General features: G+C 72.1%; 21 protein-coding genes. 9 read left to right on the top strand and 12 right to left on the bottom strand.

The features are described from left to right. Positions 1–64: 64 nt before the first annotated feature. From dapC to DI005_RS18725, 3 genes are all read right to left on the bottom strand, one after another. Positions 65–1,156: a succinyldiaminopimelate transaminase gene (gene dapC / locus DI005_RS18735; protein WP_113642962.1), complete on the bottom strand. Its 1,092-nt coding sequence runs from the start codon at positions 1,154–1,156 to the stop codon at positions 65–67. After that, positions 1,153–1,473 carry a ferredoxin gene (gene fdxA / locus DI005_RS18730; protein WP_110335128.1) on the bottom strand — a complete coding sequence of 107 codons (321 nt, stop codon included), beginning with the start codon at positions 1,471–1,473 and terminating at the stop codon, positions 1,153–1,155. The genes dapC and fdxA overlap by 4 nt, the downstream gene beginning before the upstream one ends. A gap of 109 nt (positions 1,474–1,582) precedes the next feature. Continuing rightward, positions 1,583–1,768, bottom strand: a complete 186-nt coding sequence (locus DI005_RS18725) for a hypothetical protein (protein WP_112275958.1) — start codon at positions 1,766–1,768, stop codon at positions 1,583–1,585. Between the two features lie 37 nt (positions 1,769–1,805). Here DI005_RS18725 and DI005_RS18720 point away from each other — a divergent pair, with 37 nt between their 5' ends. From DI005_RS18720 to DI005_RS18700, 5 genes are read left to right on the top strand one after another with little or no spacing between them, the layout of a single operon-like run. After that, a complete protein-coding gene (locus DI005_RS18720) occupies positions 1,806–2,549 on the top strand; it encodes a GNAT family N-acetyltransferase (RefSeq protein WP_233520196.1) in 744 nt (247 codons plus the stop codon). A 16-nt stretch (positions 2,550–2,565) separates the two neighbouring features. After that, positions 2,566–3,561 (top strand): 2-phospho-L-lactate transferase, encoded by a 996-nt coding sequence (cofD, locus tag DI005_RS18715; protein WP_112275954.1) that lies wholly within the window; start codon positions 2,566–2,568, stop codon positions 3,559–3,561. Then, the gene (locus DI005_RS18710; protein WP_233520195.1) at positions 3,554–4,891 is read left to right on the top strand and encodes a coenzyme F420-0:L-glutamate ligase; all 1,338 of its coding nucleotides are present in this window, start codon (positions 3,554–3,556) and stop codon (positions 4,889–4,891) included. The genes cofD and DI005_RS18710 overlap by 8 nt, the downstream gene beginning before the upstream one ends. Then, positions 4,891–5,424 (top strand): NUDIX hydrolase, encoded by a 534-nt coding sequence (locus DI005_RS18705; RefSeq protein ID WP_228714180.1) that lies wholly within the window; start codon positions 4,891–4,893, stop codon positions 5,422–5,424. Before DI005_RS18710 ends, DI005_RS18705 begins: the two co-directional genes overlap by 1 nt. Positions 5,425–5,443: 19 nt before the next feature. Continuing rightward, positions 5,444–5,806 (top strand): GntR family transcriptional regulator, encoded by a 363-nt coding sequence (locus tag DI005_RS18700; protein ID WP_112275949.1) that lies wholly within the window; start codon positions 5,444–5,446, stop codon positions 5,804–5,806. Positions 5,807–5,844: 38 nt separating this feature from the next. On the opposite strand, the gene DI005_RS18695 is transcribed toward DI005_RS18700, so the two are convergent. The 4 genes from DI005_RS18695 to DI005_RS18680 all read right to left on the bottom strand — a co-directional run bounded on the left by DI005_RS18695 (position 5,845) and on the right by DI005_RS18680 (position 9,431). After that, complete coding sequence (locus DI005_RS18695) at positions 5,845–6,609, bottom strand: putative hydro-lyase (RefSeq protein WP_199542971.1); 765 nt, start codon at positions 6,607–6,609, stop codon at positions 5,845–5,847. A gap of 2 nt (positions 6,610–6,611) precedes the next feature. Next, complete coding sequence (locus DI005_RS18690; RefSeq protein ID WP_113642960.1) at positions 6,612–7,487, bottom strand: biotin-dependent carboxyltransferase family protein; 876 nt, start codon at positions 7,485–7,487, stop codon at positions 6,612–6,614. 76 nt (positions 7,488–7,563) lie between these two features. Next, on the bottom strand, positions 7,564–8,175 hold the full coding sequence (locus DI005_RS18685) for an allophanate hydrolase subunit 1 (RefSeq protein WP_112276184.1): 612 nt from the start codon (positions 8,173–8,175) through the stop codon (positions 7,564–7,566). A 2-nt stretch (positions 8,176–8,177) separates the two neighbouring features. Next, entirely contained in the window at positions 8,178–9,431 is a 1,254-nt protein-coding gene (locus DI005_RS18680; protein ID WP_113642959.1) for an NRAMP family divalent metal transporter, read from the bottom strand. 114 nt (positions 9,432–9,545) lie between these two features. Here DI005_RS18680 and DI005_RS18675 point away from each other — a divergent pair, with 114 nt between their 5' ends. After that, positions 9,546–10,244 carry a GntR family transcriptional regulator gene (locus tag DI005_RS18675; protein ID WP_112275943.1) on the top strand — a complete coding sequence of 233 codons (699 nt, stop codon included), beginning with the start codon at positions 9,546–9,548 and terminating at the stop codon, positions 10,242–10,244. Here DI005_RS18675 and DI005_RS18670 read toward each other — a convergent pair. Both DI005_RS18670 and DI005_RS18665 read right to left on the bottom strand, forming a co-directional pair. Next, a complete protein-coding gene (locus DI005_RS18670) occupies positions 10,229–11,140 on the bottom strand; it encodes a DNA-3-methyladenine glycosylase (protein ID WP_113642958.1) in 912 nt (303 codons plus the stop codon). The two genes, DI005_RS18675 and DI005_RS18670, sit on opposite strands and share 16 nt — an antisense overlap. Continuing rightward, positions 11,133–12,212 carry a sugar phosphate nucleotidyltransferase gene (locus DI005_RS18665; protein WP_113642967.1) on the bottom strand — a complete coding sequence of 360 codons (1,080 nt, stop codon included), beginning with the start codon at positions 12,210–12,212 and terminating at the stop codon, positions 11,133–11,135. Before DI005_RS18665 ends, DI005_RS18670 begins: the two co-directional genes overlap by 8 nt. 150 nt (positions 12,213–12,362) lie before the next feature. On the opposite strand from DI005_RS18665, the gene DI005_RS18660 reads away from it, so the two are divergent. Beyond that, a complete protein-coding gene (locus tag DI005_RS18660; protein ID WP_112275939.1) occupies positions 12,363–12,722 on the top strand; it encodes a hypothetical protein in 360 nt (119 codons plus the stop codon). Positions 12,723–12,835: 113 nt separating this feature from the next. On the opposite strand, the gene DI005_RS18655 is transcribed toward DI005_RS18660, so the two are convergent. Next, positions 12,836–13,699, bottom strand: a complete 864-nt coding sequence (locus DI005_RS18655) for a glycosyltransferase family 2 protein (protein WP_199542968.1) — start codon at positions 13,697–13,699, stop codon at positions 12,836–12,838. Between the two features lie 87 nt (positions 13,700–13,786). Between DI005_RS18655 and DI005_RS18650 the strand changes: the two genes are divergently transcribed. Next, complete coding sequence (locus tag DI005_RS18650) at positions 13,787–14,320, top strand: hypothetical protein (protein ID WP_112276180.1); 534 nt, start codon at positions 13,787–13,789, stop codon at positions 14,318–14,320. 119 nt (positions 14,321–14,439) lie between these two features. On the opposite strand, the gene DI005_RS18645 is transcribed toward DI005_RS18650, so the two are convergent. Then, positions 14,440–15,573, bottom strand: coding sequence for a glycosyltransferase family 1 protein (locus DI005_RS18645; protein ID WP_112276178.1), 1,134 nt, complete (start codon positions 15,571–15,573; stop codon positions 14,440–14,442). Between the two features lie 24 nt (positions 15,574–15,597). Next, the gene (locus DI005_RS18640; RefSeq protein WP_113642956.1) at positions 15,598–16,701 is read right to left on the bottom strand and encodes a glycosyltransferase family 1 protein; all 1,104 of its coding nucleotides are present in this window, start codon (positions 16,699–16,701) and stop codon (positions 15,598–15,600) included. Between the two features lie 17 nt (positions 16,702–16,718). Between DI005_RS18640 and DI005_RS18635 the strand changes: the two genes are divergently transcribed. Continuing rightward, on the top strand, positions 16,719–17,627 hold the full coding sequence (locus tag DI005_RS18635) for a glycosyltransferase family 2 protein (protein WP_113642955.1): 909 nt from the start codon (positions 16,719–16,721) through the stop codon (positions 17,625–17,627). Positions 17,628–17,650: the final 23 nt, after the last annotated feature.

The following is a 17,650-nucleotide window of genomic DNA, read 5'->3' as shown; positions in this document are numbered from 1 at the left end:
AGCGGGGAACTCGCCGACCGGAGCGGGGAACTCGCCGACCGGAGCGGGGAACTCGCGCCGGGCGTCAGGCCCGCAGGCGTTCGGCGGCCGCGTTGACGCGCTCGTCGGTCGCCGTCAGTGCGACCCGGACGTGCTTGCCTCCGCGCGGGCCGTAGAAGGTACCCGGCGCGACGAGGATGCCGCGCTCGGCGAGCCAGCCGACCGTCTCGGCCGACTCCTCGTCCCTGGTCGCCCAGAGGTAAAGGCCCGCCTCGGAGTGGTCGATCCGGAAACCGCTGTCCAGCAACGCCTTGCGCAGCACCGATCGGCGCGCCGCGTACCGCTCACGCTGGGCGAGCAGGGCCTTGTCGTCGGTCAGCGCGACCGTCATGGCCTCCTGCACCGGCCTGGGCACGATCATGCCGGCGTGCTTGCGCACCTCGAGCAGCCGCCGCACCAGCGCGGGGTCGCCGGTCACGAAACCGGCCCGGTAGCTGGCGAGGTTCGCCGACTTCGACAGCGAGTGCACGGCGAGCAGGCCGTCGAGGCTGCCGCCGTGGACGTCGGGGTGCAGCACTGACACCGGCTCGCCCTCCCAGCCGAGTGCCAGGTAGCACTCGTCGGAGACGACCACGGTGCCGCGCTCCCTCGCCCACTCCACGACCTTGCGCAGGTGCTCGACGCCCAGCACGCGGCCGGTCGGATTCGACGGCGAGTTGAGCCAGATCATCGCCGGTTTCTGCGGCCCGAGCTGGGTCAGCCCGTCGGCCCGCACCGGTGACGCACCGGCGAGCAGCGCGCCCACCTCGTAGGTCGGGTAGGCGAGCTCGGGAATGACGACGACGTCGCCCGCGCCGGCGCCGAGCAGCGTCGGCAGCCACGCCACCAGCTCCTTGGAGCCGATCGTGGGCAGCACGGCTTCGGAGTCGATCCCCTCGATGCCATGCCGCCTGCGCAGTGCCTCCACCGCGGCGGCGCGCAGCTGCGGCGTGCCGTGTGTCGTGGGGTAGCCGGGGATGTCCGACACCGAGGCCAGCGCCTCGCGAATGGGCTCGGGCACGGGATCCACCGGGGTGCCAACCGAGAGGTCGACGATCCCGTCGGGGTGCGCCCGCGCCTTCGCGGTGTGGTCGGCCAGCGAGTCCCAGGGAAAGCCGGGTAGAGCGGCCGGGGTCATTCGCCCTGCGGGGGCAGGTCCTTGATCCACTGCGGGTCGTGAGCGGTCTTGCCGACCTTCGACGCACCACCCGGGGAACCCAGCTCGTCGAAGAAGTCGACGTTGGCCTTGGTGTAGCCGTTCCACTCGTCCGGGACGTCGTCCTCGTAGTAGATGGCTTCCACCGGACAGACCGGCTCGCAGGCTCCGCAGTCGACACACTCGTCGGGGTGGATGTAGAGCATCCGCTCGCCCTCGTAGATGCAGTCGACGGGGCACTCGTCGATGCATGCCTTGTCGAGCACGTCGACGCAGGGCTCGGCGATCACGTAGGTCACTGCGTTCTCCTGCTGTTTTCTTTGGTCTGGCCCGCTCACGGACATTACGCGGTCCCGGCAGGCATCCTATGCTCAGGCTGCCCTAATCGGGCGATCGCGGAGGGCTCGGTCACAGCCTCTTGTCACGGCCCGGCTTGGGTGGATTGCGCATGTCCCCGGTGACGACGAAACGCGGCTTCTCGGTCTCGGCCTCCTCGCCATCCTCCGGCTTCGAACCCACGGCGCGGTTGAAGCCGTCGGCGATCTCCCGCACCAGGTCGTTGTTGTGCCGGTCGTCCCTGCGCGCGATGCTCATCGGCTCTCCTTTCAGGTCTTTTGGTACCAATCTAGTCGTGACCGACGACGCCGAGCAGATCGAACGAGCATGCGCGGACGCATGGCCTGCCCAGATCGAACGGCCACTCGGACAGTGGCGGCTGCGCGCGGCGGGCGGCTTCACCGGAAGGGCCAACAGCGCGCTGGCGATCGGCGACCCGGGCACGACGATGGGCGACGCACTGCGCTCGGTATGTGACTTCGCCCACGCCCACGGCATCGATCCGGTGGTGCAGGCGATCCAGGACGGACCGGTCGAGCGGCAGCTGCCCGAACGCGGCTGGCGGCCCTACGACGAGTACGCCAACGGCAACGAGGTGTCCGTGCTCCTCGGCGAGGTCACCGAGGGAAGCGACGACCGCGTGCGCGTGCTGGACGCCCCGACACCCGGCTGGTGGCGGCTCACGGCGGACACGACCGAGCCCACTGACGCGCAGCGCCACGTCCTCACCGGCGGTCCGCTGGTCGGCTACGGGGTCGCGGAGGTCGACGGACACACGGCGGGTGCCGTGCGCGGCGCCGTCGCCGGCGACGTGCTGCTCGTGGCCCGCCTCGCCGTCGATCCCGGCTACCGCAGGCAGGGGCTCGCGACCGCGTTGATGGCCGGTATCGGCGGCTGGGCCGTCGCCCACGGGGCTACCCGCTGTGTTCTGCAGGTCTCGGTCGGTAACACCGGTGCGCTGGCGCTCTACGAAGGGCTCGGTTTCCGTGAACACCACCGGTATCGCTACTGGGTTCCGTGGAAGGATCGGGCGTCGTGAGGGAAAGGCAGGCGCTGTGAAGGTTGTCGTTGTGGTCGGCGGGGTCGGCGGCGCCCGGTTCCTGCTGGGGATCAAGGCCGCGCTCGGACTGCCGCCCATCGGTGAGGGCGAGTCTCCGCACCAGGTGACCGCGCTGGTCAACACGGGTGACGACGTGTGGCTGCACGGGCTGCGGATCTGTCCCGACCTCGACACGTGCATGTACACGCTCGGCGGGGGCATCGACACCGCTCGCGGCTGGGGGCACGCGGGCGAGACGTGGACGGTCAAGGCGGAGCTCGAGGCGTATGGCGCGGAGCCGACGTGGTTCGGGCTCGGCGACAAGGACATCGCCACCCACCTGATCCGCTCGCGGATGTTGCGGGCGGGCTATCCGCTCTCGGCGGTCACCGAGGCGCTGTGTGACCGGTGGCGGCCGGGCGTGCGGCTGCTGCCGATGACCGACGACCGGGTGGAGACCCACGTCGTGGTGGACGACCCCGAGGACAAGGGCCAGCGCAAGGCGCTGCACTTCCAGGAGTGGTGGGTCCGGTACCGGGCCGAGCTGCCCGCCCATTCGATCGTCCCGGTCGGGGCCGACGAGTCCACGCCGTCCCCGGGCGTCGTGGAGGCCATCGAGGAGGCCGACGCGGTGTTGTTCGCGCCGTCCAACCCGGTCGTCTCGATCGGCACGGTGCTCTCGGTGCCCGGGGTCCGCGAGGCACTGCGCAAGACCTCGGCGGGCATCGTCGGCATCTCCCCGATCATCGGCGGCAAGCCGTTGCGCGGCATGGCCGACGCGTGCCTGAGCGCGATCGGCGTGGAGACCTCGGCGGAGGGCGTCGGCAGGCACTACGGCTCGCGGCAGACGTCCGACGACGGGTTGCTCGACGGCTGGCTCGTGCAGTCGGGCGAGTCGGTCGACGTGCCGGGCGTCGCCGTCCGCGCGGTCCCGCTGCTGATGTCCGATGTGGACGCGACGGCGAAGATGGCCCGCGCCGCGCTGGAGCTTTCCGGGGTGGACGTTGACTGATCACAGCGCGAGCAAGCTGGAGGTCATCCCCGTCGAGGGGCTGCCCGAGTTCCGGCCCGGCGACGACCTGACGGGCGCCATCGCGAAGGCCGCGCCGTGGCTGCGCTCGGGCGACGTCGTGGTGGTGACCAGCAAGGTCGTCTCCAAGATCGAGGGCAGGCTCGTCACGGTGCCGAGCGAGCCGGAGGCCCGCGACGCCGTGAGACGCAAGCTGGTCGAGGAGGAGTCGGTGCGCGTGATCGCCAGGATCGCGCGCACGGTGATCACCCAGAACCACCTCGGCATCGTGCAGGCGGCCTCCGGGGTCGACGCCTCCAACGTCGCGCTGAACGAGATCGCGTTGCTGCCCGCCGATCCGGACGCCTCCGCGCTGGCCCTGCGCAACGGGCTGCGTGAGCGGCTCGGCGTCGAGGTGGCCGTGGTGGTCACCGACACGATGGGCCGGGCGTGGCGGGTCGGACAGACCGACGCGGCGATCGGCTCCTCGGGGCTGCGCGTGCTGCACTCCTACGAGGGCCAGGTGGACCCGCAGGGCAACGAGCTCGCCGTCACCGAGATCGCCGTGGCCGACGAGGTGGCCGCGGCGGCGGACCTGGTGAAGGGCAAGCTCGGCGGCACCCCGGTCGCGATCGTGCGCGGACTGGAGATCGGCGACAACGACTCGTCGGCACGTGACCTGGTGCGGCCCGTCGAGGAGGACCTGTTCCGGCTCGGCACCAACGAGGCCATCGCGCAGGGCCGTCGCGAGGCGGTGCCTGCCCGGCGGTCGGTGCGCGAGTTCAGTGACGAGCCCGTGGCCGAGGAGTCGCTGCGGGCCGCGATCGGCTCCGCGCTCACCGCGCCCGCCCCGCACCACACGCACCCGATGCGCTTCGCGTGGCTGCGCAACCGGCCGGTGCGGGTGAAGCTGTTGGAGGCGATGCGCGACGCGTGGCGGGCCGATCTGGTGGCCGACGGCTTCACCGAGGACCAGGTGGCCAAGCGCCTGAAGCGCGGTGACATCCTGTTCAACGCGCCCGAGGTGGTGGTGCCGTTCCTGGTCGCGGAGGGCGCGCACACCTACCCCGACGCGCGGCGCAACGCCTGCGAGCACACGATGTTCACGGTCGCGGGCGGGGCCGCCGTGCAGGGCCTGCTGGTGGCGCTGGCGGCGGAGGGCCTCGGCTCGTGCTGGATCGGGTCGACGATCTTCGCCGCGGACATCGTGCGCGAGACGCTCGGGCTCGACGAGACGTGGGAGCCGCTCGGCGCCGTCGCGATCGGTCATCCACTGCGAGCACCTGCGCCGCGCGAACCGCGGGACCCCGGAGAGGGATTGGTGGAGTTCTAGTGCTGCACGCCGACGTCGTGACCGTGCTGGACGCCTGGCGCCCCGCGACACGGAGCCAGGAGTCGTTGCGGCAGAGCTACCTCGGTTTCCTGGCCGCGCGCGAGGACGCGTGCGCCCGCGAATGCGCGCCCGGGCACATCACGGCGTCGGCCGTGGTGCTGGACGAGCCGGGCGAGCGCGTGCTGCTGACCCTGCACCCGAGGGTGGGCCGGTGGCTGCAGCTCGGCGGGCACTGCGAGCCCGGCGACGCGACGCTCGCCGACGCGGCGCTGCGCGAGGCCACAGAGGAGTCGGGCATGACCGGGCTCAAGCTCGACCCCGAGCCGGTGCACCTCGACGTCCACCCGATCACGTGCTCGCTCGGGGTGCCGACGCGGCACTTCGACGTGCGGTTCCTCGTGCGCGCGCCGCACGGTGCCGAGCCGGTGGCGAGCGACGAGTCAGACGACCTGCGGTGGTGGCCAGTGCACGCGTTGCCGCCGGGCAGTGAAGAGCTGACGGAGCTGATCGCCGCCGCGCTCGAACGCGCGTGACTTCCCCGCGGGAGGCGCCATGATCGTCAACGTGGACAGCACCTCGAAGGTGCCACCATACGAGCAGGTCCGTTCGGAGCTCGCCAAGCAGATCAACGACGGCACCCTGCCGGTCGGCACGAAGCTGCCGACCGTGCGGCAGCTCGCCACCGACCTCGGCATCGCGCCGAACACGATCGCCCGCTCCTACCGCGAGCTGGAGGAGGCGGGGCTCATCGAGACCAGAGGCAGGGCGGGCAGCTTCGTGGGCACCTCCGGCGACCAGAGCCGCCGCCGGGCGCGCGACGCCGCGACGAGGTACGCACAGACGGTGCGCAAGCTCGGCCTCGGCACCGAGGAGGCGCTGGCGATCGTCACCGCGGCCCTGAAGTCTCCGCAGTGAAGGTGGCCTTCACTGCGGCTGGCAGCCCTGCGGTCGCGTCAGGGCACCTGGAACGTCGAGTCCCGGACGTCCGTGATCGCCATGTGGCCCGGCGCGTGGCCGATCGCGAACGACGGCTTCGAGCGCATCACCGCGGCCTGCGGGGTCACGCCGCACGCCCAGAACACCGGGATCTCGCCGGGACGCACCTCCACGGCGTCGCCGAAGTCGGGGTTGCCGAGGTCGTCGATGCCGAGCAGGCCGGGTGATCCGATGTGCACAGGGGCGCCGTGCACGGCCGGGTACCGCGACGTTACGCGCACCGCCGTCGCCACCAGGTCGGCCGGGATCGGGCGCATCGACACCACCAGCGGCCCGGACAGCGAGCCCGCGGCGCGGCACTCCCGGTTCGTCCGGTACATCGGCACGTTCGAGCCCGCGTCGATGTGCCGCACCGGAACACCGGCGTCCAGCAGCGCGGCCTCGAACGTGAAGCTGCAGCCGATGAGGAAGGACACCAGGTCGTCGCGCCAGAGGTCGGTCACCTCGACGCGCTCGTCCACCAGCTCGCCGTCGCGGTAGACGCGGTAGGCGGGCAGGTCGGTGCGCAGGTCGCCCGTGAAGATCGAAGCGCTGGTCTCCCCCGGCTCCGTCACGTCGAGCACGGGACACGACTTGGGGTTGCGCTGGGCGAACAGGAGGAAGTCGTAGGCGTCCTCCTTCGGCAGGCACAGCAGGTTGGCCTGTGTCCAACCCGGACAGTAACCGGAGGTGGGAACCCTCAGTCCGGCACGGAACTTCTCCCTGATCTCGGCTGGTGACACCATCATCGGTTTCTCCTTCTCCCCACGGCGAACCGCAGCCGCATCCCCGGCCGCGCCTGTGCCGCCTTGTCGACGTCGCCCGACACGACGACGGCGATCACCGGATAGCCGCCGGTGACCGGATGATCGGCGAGGAACAGCGTCGGCCTGCTCGACGGCGGCACCTGCAGCGCACCGACGACCATTCCCTCGCTCGGCAGTTCCTCGTCCCTGCGCCGCTTGAGCTCGGGACCGTCCAGCCTGATCCCGACGCGGTTGGCCTCGGCCGTCACCGTGTACGGCTCGGACAGCAGCGCGTCCAGCGCGCCGTCGGCGAACCAGTCGGCCCTCGGCCCCGGCACCACGGTGAGCACGACCTCGTCGGCGGGCAGCTCGGCGACCGGCGCGAAGTCGGTGACCGGGCACCGCTCGGGAGCGGGTCCGACCGGCAGAGCCGTGCCCGCGCTCAGCCGGTCCGGACCCAGCCCGGCCAGCACGTCGGTGGAGCGCGAGCCCAGCACCGGCTCGACCGCGATGCCGCCGCGCACGGCGACGTAGCTGCGCAGCCCCCGCTCGGGCGTGCCGAGCCGCAGCACCGCCCCTGCCGGAACCCGCACGAGCGCGTTGGTCGCCGCGCCCCGGCCGTCCACCGTGACCGGACACGGCGCCCCCATGACCGCCACCGTGAGGTCGCGCCGCGCCCGCGCCGCGAACCCACCGAGGGTCACCTCCACGGCCGCGGCGCCCTCCTCGTTGCCGAGCAGCCGGTTGGCGAGCCGTAGCGAACCACGGTCGGCCGCGCCCGAGATCCCGACCCCGATACCGGCCAGCCCGGGGCGCCCCAGGTCCTGGACCGTCGACAGTGGACCGGTTTCGAGCACCTCGAGGCCGACGCTCACGAGCCCGCCTCCTCGGTATCTTGCGGGACACCCGCACCCGGTCGGCGGAACTGAGCACGCGCTCCGCGATTCTGGCTCACTCCGCCTCCTCGAAGCGCACTCGGACGCCGGGCCGCAGCAACGCGGGCGGATCCCGGTCGACGTCCCACATCCTCAGCTCAGTGCGCCCGATGAGCTGCCAGCCGCCAGGCGACTCCCTCGGGTAGACCCCCGAGAACGTCCCCGCCAGGCCGACGGCGCCGACCGGCACCCTCGTCCGCGACTCGGCCCGCCTGGGCACCTCCAGCCGCGGCGACCCCCCGGTCAGGTAACCGAAACCGGGCGCGAACCCGCCGAAAGCGACCGTCCACTCCGTACCGGTGTGCTCCTCGACGACCTCGCGTTCGGTGAGGCCGGTGAGTATGGCCACCTCCTCGAGGTCGGCGCCGTCGTAGACCACCGGGATCCGCAGCAGTTCACTTTCCCGCGTGCTCACCTCGCCGGGCCGGACCGACCGCACCGCCTGTTCGATCCCGGCCATGTCGGCGGCAGCGGGATCGAGCCGGAGCAGCAGTGTCCGGGCCGCGGGCACGAAGTCGGTCACGCCCTCGGGCGGATCGGCTTCGAGTGCCGCGTGCAACGCCCTGACCTGGTCGAGATCGTCGAGCTCGACCAGCAGCCCGGAGTCGGCACACGGCAGCACACGCATCGTCAGCTCCACAGATCGGCGATACCACTCAGCGAGTTCCAGCCGAGGTACAGCGTCAGCAGCCACGCCAGTACGCCGATGACCAGCAGCCAGCGCGGGTAACGGTAGCCACCCAGCAGGTCCCGGCGTCGCGCGGCGACCCACATCAGCACACCGAAACCGACCGGCAGGATCAGCCCGTTGAGCGCGCCCGCCAGGATCAGCAGCGTCGTCGGAGCCTGGTCCAACAGCAGGAACGCGCCGAGCGAGATCGCGATGAACCCACCGACGAGCCAGTTCTGCCGCCGCTTCAGCGCGGGCGAGAACGTCACGAGGAACGAGACCGACGTGTAGGAGGCGCCCACCACGGACGTGATCGCGGCGGCCCACAGCACCATGCCGAACAGCCGAAGGCCGACCTCACCCGCGGCGTGGCCGAACGCGTCGGCGGCGGGGTTGTCGGCCGCGAGCGTGACGCCTCCCGCCACCACGCCGAGGATCGCGAGGAACAGCACCACGCGCATCAGGCCGGTCACCAGGAGCGCGACGACCGAGCTGCGCGAGACCTCCCTGACCTGGTCCGGTCCCGTGGTGCCCGAGTCGACGAGCCGGTGCGCGCCCGCGTAGGTGATGTAGCCGCCCACCGTGCCGCCGATGAGCGTGGTGATCACGAGGAAGTCAACGGTGTCCGGCACCACCGCCTGCGTCAGCGCCTCCCCGACTGGCGGCCCCGACACGATCGCGACATAGGTGGTGAGGCCGATCATCAGCACGCCGAGCACCACCACGAGCCGGTCCATCGCGATGCCGGCCTTCTTGCTGAGGAAGATGCCGATGGCGATGACCGCCGAGATCGTGCCGCCGATCTTGACGTCGAGGCCGAACAGCGCGTCCATGCCCAGCGACGTGCCCGCGACGTTGCCGATGTTGAACACGAGCCCGCCGAGCACCACCAGCGCGGCCATCACGTAGCCGACGCCCGGCAGCACCTTGTTGCCGAGTTCCTGGGCCCGCATGCCCGAGATGCCGATGACGCGCCAGACGTTCAGCTGCACGGCGATGTCGATGACGATCGACAGCAGGATCGCGAACGCGAAGGCCGCGCCGAGCTGCGCCGTGAACGACGTGGTCTGCGTGATGAAGCCGGGGCCGATGGCACTGGTCGCCATCAGGAAGATCGCACCGAGCAGGGCACCGCGTTTGGTGGCTGCGCCTAGTGCGGCGTCCACCTTCTCGCCGGCTTTCTCGCTGGTGGACGTGCTGATGTCGTCGGCCATGGGGGCCTCCCATTCCGTCAGGTTTCCGAAGACGGTACTGAGTTGTTGAACAATCCTGCAAGACCCTTGTCGAACTTCTTTTGTTAAGCTGCGATCACACGGAACGGAGGGGTCATGGCCGCCACAGACCCGTGGGTGGATCTGCTCGCGGGCGACCGCTCACTGCTCGACCGCACCAGCACGGCCGAACGCGTCGCCGACCTCCTGCGACAGCGCATCATCGAAGGCGCGCTCCCCCCGGGTACCCGGCTCTCCGAGGAAAGCGCCGGCCGCGCGCTCTCGGTTTCCCGCAACACACTGCGTGAGGCGTTCCGCCTGCTCGTCCACGAGCGACTGCTGGTGCACGAGTTCCATCGCGGCGTGTTCGTCCGGGTGCTCGACGCCGACGACATCGTGGACCTCTACCGCACCCGGCGCGTGCTGGAGACCAGCGCCATCCGCTACGGCCCACTGGCCGACACGGAGCGCATCGCCGCGATCGACGCAGAGGTCGCCATCGCCGAGGAGGCGGCGCCGCAGGAGCGCTGGGTCGACGTCGGCACCGCGAACATCCGGTTCCACCAGGCCGTCACGGGCCTGCTCGGCAGCCCGCGCGTGGACGACATCATGCGCAGGGTGGTGGCGGAGCTGCGGCTGGCCTTCCACGTGATGGCCCGCCCGCGTGAGTTCCACGAGCCCTACATCGAGCTCAACCGCGGCATCGCCGACCTGCTGACCAAGGGCGAGTTCACCGAGGCCGAGCGCAGGATGGAGTCCTACCTCGACATCGCCGAGGCGCAGCTGCTCGACGCCTACCGTCAGATCGCGCGGTAGTCGCGCACCGGGTAGCGCGGGCCGAACCTGGGCCGCGAGAACCCGGCGGCCTCCAGGTAGCGCACCGCGCGCTGCCGCTGCGGCGCATACGGCGCCAGCACGGCCCGCATGCCCTCGTCGTCGAGAGCCCTGCCGACGAGCGCGTGCCCGACGACGGTGGGAATGTGGAAGTCGCCGAAGCTCACCGCGTCCGGGTCACCCCACGCGCGCTGGGCGATCTCGGCCGCCGTCCACACGCCGATGCCAGGCACCTTCCGCAGCAGCGCGCGTCCCTCCGCGCCACGCAGCTCGACGGCCCGCTCCAGCCTCGGCGCCACGCTCGCCGCCGCGAGCAACGCCCTGCGCCTGCTCACGTCCACACCGGCCTTGTGCCAGTTCCAGTCCACTATGGAGCGGATCGCCGACGGCGTCGGCGGCACCCGCATCCCCTCGGGAGTGGGGCCGGGCGCGGGCTCGCCGAAGCGGCGGCACAGCTCCCGCCACGAGCGGCGCGCCTCGTGCCCGGTGACCTTCTGCTCCAGCACCGAGGGGATCAGCACGTCCCACACGCGGCCCGTCGCACCGAGTCGCAGCAGCGGCCGCTGCCGCCGCGCCCAGGCGACGGCGTCGTGGTGGGCGACGAAGCCGGAGTCGTCATCGTCCGCGCCGAGCAGCGCGGGCAACCCGTCGAGCAGGAGCTCGGCCCCGCCGCCCCATGCCTTGGCCTCCACCGCGCCGTCCATGCGGCACACCAGCACAAGCGTGCCGGGGCCGCCCTCGGTGTTCGCGGTGAGCCACAACCGGCCCGCACCGTCCTGGCGCAGGCACGGGTCGCCCCGGCCGCGCCGCAGCGGCGCGATCGCCGAGGAGACGTCCACCGGGAAGTCCGGTTCCCAGCGGCGGAACAGCTCAGGCATCGCTGGAGAACCGAATCGAGCCGGGTGGCAGCACCGCGTCCGGCCACACCCGCGCCCCGTCGAGCAGTTCGCATCCGGCGCCGATCGAGGCTCCGTCGCCGAGCACCACACCCCGCAGCACGGCACCGGCGCCGACGCGGGCACCCGTGCCGAGGACCGAGTTCTCCACCACGGCACCATCTTCCACCCGCGCGCCGTCGAAGAGCACGGATCCCTTCACGCGCGCGCCCGCGCCCACGACGGACCCGGCGCCGAGCGTGGTGCCGCCGGTGACCTCCGCGTCGTCGGCCACCGTGGCGCCGTCGAGCCGCAGCACCTCGCCGACCGGTCCTGGCAGCGCCGACGTGGGGGCCAGCCCGCGCACGAGATCCGCCGATCCGCGCACGAACGCCTCGGGGGTGCCGACGTCGAGCCAGTAGGAGCTGTCGACGAAACCGTGCACGTGCGCGCCCTCGGCGAGCAGGCCGGGAAAAGTCTCGCGCTCGACCGACACCCGCCGCCCGGCGGGAATGGCCTCGACCACCTCGCGCCGGAACACGTAGCACCCGGCGTTGATCTGGTCGGTCGGCGGGTTCGGCGTCTTCTCCAGGAACGCCGTCACGCGCCCGTTCGCGTCGGTCGGCACGGAGCCGAACCGGCTCGGGTCGGCTACGCGCTGAAGGTGCAGCGTGACGTCGGCCGACGCGTCGCGGTGGGTCGCGACGAGCGCGCCGAGGTCCGCGCCGGACAGGATGTCGCCGTTGAAGATCACGACGTCGTCGGCGCGGAGGTGGCCGGCGACGTTGCGGATGGCGCCGCCGGTGTCGAGCGGCTCCTCCTCCACGACGTACTCGATCTCCAGCCCGAGCGAGGAACCGTCGCCGAAGTAGTCCTCGAACACCTCGGCGCGGTACGACGTGCCGAGCACCACGTGCGTGATCCCCGCCTCCCGGATCCGCGACAGCAGGTGCGAGAGGAACGGCGCGCCCGCGGTGGGGAGCATGGGTTTCGGCGCGGAGAGCGTGAGCGGGCGCAGGCGAGTGCCCTTGCCACCGACGAGCACGACGGCGTCGGCTCCGGTCACGGACGTCATCACGAGCACCTTTCCCTTCCTCGGCTGCGATCATCCGGCGACAAACCGGGGGAAACGCTGACGGTGAGCGGCCGGAGGGCCTACCCTAGACAGCAACGCGGCGGCCCCGGCGAGAGAGGGCCTCGGTTGAAGTATCGGGGAGGCGAGGGAATGGATCCCCGCGATCGGGCGAACGCCGTGCTGTCCCGCGCGCAGACGCGCGACGGTGTGGTGACGCCGGACAACATGACGTCGCCGATGGATGCCGCGAACACGCAGCAGATCCCGGGATCGGTCGTCCGGCGGCTCGACACCGAGCAGGACCCGGACACCACGACGAAACTGTCGGCGTCGTTCATCGAGAGCAGCGACAGCCACCTGGCCGAGTCGCAGCCGACCACGCGGCTCGACGCCGCTCAGGCGGCGAATGCCGAGCCGGAGGTCGAGCAGACGGAGATCAGCGGATTGGTCCCGACCACTCGCACCATGCCCACCCGCTCGAACGTCGCCCGCCGCCTAGAAGGACTCTGACCCGCAGCCCCCGACCGCAGCCCCGACACGGCACCCGACTGCAGTGAAGGCCACCATCACTGCGTTCAACGCAGGCATGGTGGCCTTCACTGCGGCTGCCGTCGAGCGTGGCCTCAGCCGCGGCGGGTCTCCAGCCGCAGGCGGACGGCCAGCCCCGCGCGGATCGCCAGCAGCAGCGGCTTCCACAGCAGCCCGCGGTGCCGGTCGGCGAGGTAACGGTAGGCGCTGTCGTGGTGGGCGGCGAGCATCTTCGCCGACGCCTTCGACGTGGCCTGCCCGCCGATGTGCATCACCGAGGCCGACGGCGCGTACACGTTGAGCCAGCCCGCACGCGTGAGCCGGTCGCCAAGGTCGACGTCCTCGAAGTACATGAAGTAGCGCGGATCGAACCCGTCGACGGAGTCGAACGCCTCACGCCGGACGAGCTGACACGAACCCGACAGCCAGCCCGCGGTGCGCTCCGTCGGCTCCCCGGTCTCCTGCCGATAGGCGCGGGTCCACGGGTTGCCGCGCCAGATCTTGCCGAAGATCGCGTGCCCGACACCGCGCCCGAGCGAGGGCAGCAGCCGCGCCGACGGGTACACGGTGCCGTCCGGCTCGCGGATGAGCGGACCGAACGCCCCTCCGCGCGGCCAGCGCTTGGCGACCTCGAGAAGCGCGTCGAGCGAGCCGGGGTCCCATTCGAGATCGGGGTTGGCGATGACGACCCAGCCGACGCTGTCGTCGAGCTCGGCGACGCCCCGGTTGGCGGCGGTGCCGTAGCCGAGGTTCTCGCCGGTGCGAAGCAGGTGCACGTTCTCGCGCTCGGCGGCCTTCTCGGGAGCGCCGTCGACGGAGCCGTTGTCGGCAAGGACGACCCGCACGTCGCGGTCGGTCGCCTTGGCGAGCGTGTCGAGGAACCGCTCCAGCGTCTCCCCTGGCGAGTACGTCACGGTCACCACGGCGACGCCGTCGCCGTAGGTCTTCGGCTCGGTCACGCGGCCATTGTGCACCCGGCACGGTGGGTAGTTCCCGACCGGTCCTTGTGCGCACTCCTGTCGGGGGTCGACGGCAAGATGGGCCGGATGACGGTGCACGCCTTCGTCGACGAATCCACGCGAACCGGGCTTTACCTGCTCGGAGTGACGATCGTGGAACCCGCTCAGCTCAGACCCGCTCGCCGGGAGCTGAGCAGACTGCTGCTGCCCGGAGCACGGGAGCTGCACTTCAAGAAGGAGAAACCACCGCGAAGACGTGAACTCGCCGACCGGATCGCCAGGCTCGGTGTGCCCACGAGGATCTACTCGGCCTGCTGCTCGCCGAAAGCCCAGGAAGACGCTCGCCAGCGATGCCTGGAGGAGCTGGCGGGCGACCTGCTCGACGTCGGTGCGCGACGGCTGGTGCTCGACTCGCGCGGGCACCGCGATGTCGACGACAAGCGAACGCTGCAGCGGGTACTAGGGTTCCGGCCGTCGAAGACCGACCTGACCTATGAACACTTCGAGTCGACGGCCGAGCCGTTGCTCTGGATCGCTGACGCGGTGACCTGGTGTCACGGAGCGGGCGGCGAGTACCGCAGGCGCGTCGCGGGCATCATCGCCGAGGTCGTGCGCCTATGAGGCCCGGACAGGCGAAAGGCCCGCGAGACGACCGTCCGGACGCGTCGCGGGCCCTCATACTCGGCTCCACAGGAGCTTCGCACCGACAACCATACCCCTTCCTTCTTCCCCCTGTCACCTCACATCTCACGGGTGCGGTGCCGGTGGAACGCGCGGTCGTAGGCCTCCCGATGACGCTCGGCGCTCGTGGCCCACGAGAAGTCCTTCGCCCTGCGCTGCGCGGCCTCGGCGAGCGAGGCCCTGCGCATCGGGTCATCGAGCAGCTCGCTCAGGGCCGCCGCGACATCGCCCGCGCCCACGCCGCAATAGGCCACCGCGTCACCGCCCACCTCCGGCAGCGCGAGCCTGCGCGTGGTGAGCACGCACGCACCCGATGCCATGGCCTCCAGCACCGGCAGCCCGAAGCCCTCGCCGAGGCTCGGGTAGGCGACCAGGTCGGCGCCGCCGAGGAACCCGGCGAGCGTGCCGAACGGCAGGTACCCGGCGCGGATGACGCGCAGCCGGTGCGGCACGGCGTCGAGCGCGTTCTCCACCTGCCGGTCCCAGCCGGGCTGCCCGGCGAGCACCAGCGCGGGCGGTTCCGGCCGGTCGGCCACCGCGAGCGCGAAGCCCCTGATCAGCGCGGGAACGTTCTTACGGGGTTCGAGCGCGCCGAGGAACGCGACGTACGGGGTGTCGCCGAGGCCCACGGCGTCGCGGGCCGCGCGGATCTCCTCCGGTGACGGAGGGTGGAACCGCTCCTCGTCGACCCCGTGTTGGATGATCTCCACCTGCGCGCCCCGCACGCGCGTGACCCTGGCCAGCTCCTCCGCGGTCGCCGCACTCGGCACCACGCACACCGATGCCCTGCTCAGGGCCGTGGCGGTCCACGCACGGAAGAAGCGGGCCTTCACCGAGGAGTGCAGCACGGCGTCCGTGAAGAAGGTCGCGTCGTGCAGTGTCACGACCGATGCCGCCCGGCTGGCGAGCGGCATCGTGTAGTGCGGGGAGTGGACCACGTCCACGCCGAGTCTCCGGACGAGCCTCGGCAGCGTGGTCTGTTCCCAGGTCAGGCGGGCCGTCCTGGTCGCGGTCGACTCGGCGGCGCCCACCACCCGCGAGCGCGGAGCCAGCTCGGCGTACAGCTGGACGTCCCTCGGCTGGCACACGACGGTGATGTCGGCACCGGCCACGTCGAGCGCGGCCACGAGGGAGTCGACGTACCGACCCACGCCGCCACGATCGGCCGGCACGGCCGTGGCGTCGATCAACACGCGTGGTTCTGCCACCCGTGCAGACTACGGCCCCGGCGACTCCGGCCGGACAGGATCCAACGAACTCGTGGTGTGGATCGTCCAGACCGCCTCGGCGGCGGCCCGCCACGAGAACGCGGCAGCTCTGGCCCGCCCGGCCTCGGCCAGCTCCTTCGCCGTCTGGGCGGAGCCGAGGACCTCGCGCAACGCCGAGCCGAGCGCCACAGCGTCACCACGCGGCACCACGCGGCCCGCTCCCCCGGCCACCTCGGCCAGCGCGGGAGCGTCGGAGTGGACCACCGGCACCCCGGCCGCCATGGCCTCGAGCAGGGGCAGCCCGAACCCCTCCGCGAGGCTGGGCGCGGCCAGCACCGTCGCGCAACTCAGCACGGTCGCCAGCTCGGCGTCGGTCAGCCTGCCGAGCACGCGGACCTGACCGTCGCGCAGGCCTGCCTCCGCCGCGAGCCGCAGCGGGTCGAGCCCGCCCCAGCCGGGCTGGCCCGCGAGCAGCAGCGGCTCGTCGAGCCCGGTCATGGCGCGCACGAGCACGTCGATCCCCTTGCGCGGTTCGAGGGTGCCGATCGCGAGCACGTACCGGGGCGGCAGCTCCATCGGCACCCGATCGGGCAGCGCGGTGACCCCGTGCCCGATCACGTGCGCGCCCTCGGCCCCCGGCACATACGCGGCCAGCTCACGGGCGACCGCGTGCGTGGGCACCACGAGCGCGTCGGCCCTCGCCGCCGCCCTGGTGATCATCGACCGGTGCCACGCCACTCCCCTCGGGGTGAGCGTCTCGGGATGGGTCCAGGGCACCGTGTCGTGCACGGTCACCGACAGCGTCCGGCCCCGGCCCGCCCGCGGCGGCGCCAACGGGGTCGGCGCGTGCATCGCCGTGCCGCCGGGCCACAGCGGCAGGCCGTACTGCCACGCCGCCACCAGCGCCTTCCTCGGCAACGGCAGCCGCAGGGGGCCCCGCACGCCCTCGACGCGGGCGGGCTCGACGTCGCCGTGCCTCGCCACGGCGCTGGAAAGCGTCCAGCCCTCGGGCACCGTCTCCGCCAGCGCGCGCAGCAGCTCGGCGGTGTAGCGGCCCGTACCTCCTGGAACGGGCGCCAGCAGCTGCTCTGCGAGCACGACGAGTTCACCCACGCCGCTATTCTGCCCGCGTGCCCGCAACCACCGTCGTCGTCGTCACCTGGCGTGGCGCCGCGCACCTGACCGACTGCCTCGACGCGCTCGCGGCACAGGATCGTCCACACCGGACGCTGGTCGTGGACAACGCCTCCGACGACGGTTCGGCCCGGCTGCTCGCGGAACATCCCTCCCGTCCGGAGGTGCTGCGCCTGCCCCGCAACGCCGGTTACGCGGGCGGGCTCGCGGCCGCGCTGTCCGCTGTGGACACCGAGTACGTGGCGTGGCTGAACGACGACGCCGCGCCGGAACCGGGCTGGCTGGCCGCGCTGGAGGACGCAATGCGGCCGGGCGTCGCCGCCGTCGCCTCCCGGCTGGAGTACCCCGACGGGACCCCGCAGTCGCTCGGTGTGCGCCTCACCGCCGACGGGCACGGCGCCGACCTGGTCACGCCGGGTGAGCCCTTCGGCTTCTGCGGCGGCGCCGCGCTGCTGCGCACCGACGCGCTCCGGGCCGAGGGCTCGGTCCCGGCCGCCTTCTTCTGCTACTACGAGGACACCGACACGGCGTGGCGGCTGCGGCTCGCCGGGTGGGACGTCGCCGTGGCGCCGGACGCCGTCGCGCGGCACCGGCACGGCGCGAGCACCCGGCCGGGCTCGCCCCTGTTTCACCGGTGGAACGAACGCAACCGGCTGCTCATGCTCGTGCGCTGCGCCCCGGCGATCGTGGCGGCGCGGGAGCTGGCGCGGTTCGCCGCCATCACGGCGCTGCTGCCCCTGCGCCACGACGTGCCCTCCGCGGCCAACTTCCGGACGGGGCTCCGCTGCCGGGTACTCGCCGAGGTCGCGGCGCGACTGCCCGCGACGCTGTGGGCCCGCGCCGGGATCGGTGGACGCGCGAGCGTCCGCCGAGGCGTCCTCTGGCGGCGGTGGGCGGGCCGATAAGCTCTGACCAAGCAGACAAAGGG

It is taken from the genome of Prauserella sp. PE36, assembly GCF_003311655.1.
Taxonomy (GTDB): domain Bacteria; phylum Actinomycetota; class Actinomycetes; order Mycobacteriales; family Pseudonocardiaceae; genus Prauserella_A; species Prauserella_A endophytica.
The sequence above is the reverse complement of the archived record's forward strand: the minus strand, read 5'-3'. Positions and strand labels throughout refer to the sequence as shown.